The sequence below is a fragment of the Bifidobacterium sp. UTCIF-38 genome, assembly GCF_006454495.1.
Taxonomy (GTDB): domain Bacteria; phylum Actinomycetota; class Actinomycetes; order Actinomycetales; family Bifidobacteriaceae; genus Bifidobacterium; species Bifidobacterium callitrichos.
This window is the reverse complement of the sequence record NZ_JFAL01000044.1, coordinates 1-776: the sequence shown is the minus strand read 5'-3', so window position 1 is coordinate 776 and position 776 is coordinate 1. Positions and strand designations below refer to the sequence as shown.

The following is a 776-nucleotide window of genomic DNA, read 5'->3' as shown; positions in this document are numbered from 1 at the left end:
CGTGCGGCGCTGGCGCCACCTCGACCTCGGGTGCGCCAGGCTCCTGTTGGAGTACGCGCCCCGGCGCGTCATGTGCCGCGAGCACGGGGTGACGGTCGCGATGGTGCCGTGGGCGCGCAGGAAGAGCGCGTACACGCGCGACTTCGAGCAGCAGGTCGCGTGGTTGAGCGTGCACGCGCCCAGAAGCGCCGTGTCGGCGCTGATGCGCATCGACTGGAAGAGCGTGGGCCCCGTGTGCAAAAGGGTCGCCGACGACCTGCGGGACGAACAGGGGGCGGGCCTGTTCGACCATCTGCGTTCCATCGGCGTGGACGAGACCAGCTACCGCAAGGGCCACAAGTACATGACCGTGGTCGTCGACCACGACCGCGGCAGGGTCGTATGGATGCACGAGGGGCACGGGGAGAAGGTGTTCGACCTGTTCTTCGAGACGCTCACCGAGGCGCAGCGCGCCTCCATCCGGGTCGTCACCGGCGACGGGGCCCGGTGGATCGACGAGTGCGCGTTCCGCTGGTGCCCGCAGGCCGAACGCATCCTCGACGGGTTCCACATCGTGTCCTGGGCGACCGACGCGCTCGACAAGGTACGAACCGCCGCATGGCGCGAGGCCCGGAAGAAAGGCGTCGCCAAAAAGGGCGCGAAGGACCCGGTCAAGGGCGCCAGATGGGCGCTGCTGAAGAACGAGGGCGACCTGACCGCCGGCCAGAAGGCCCAACTGGAATGCATCGCCAACACCAACGAGACCCTCTGGGAGGCGTACAAGCTCAAGGAACGCC

The 776-nt window shown here is 68.4% G+C and carries 1 protein-coding gene; it reads left to right on the top strand.

Going from position 1 to position 776, the window contains the following annotated elements; genetic code table 11:
* The coding region (locus BW11_RS11420) for a transposase (RefSeq protein WP_140476382.1) at positions 1-776 on the top strand (776 nt) is incomplete at both ends.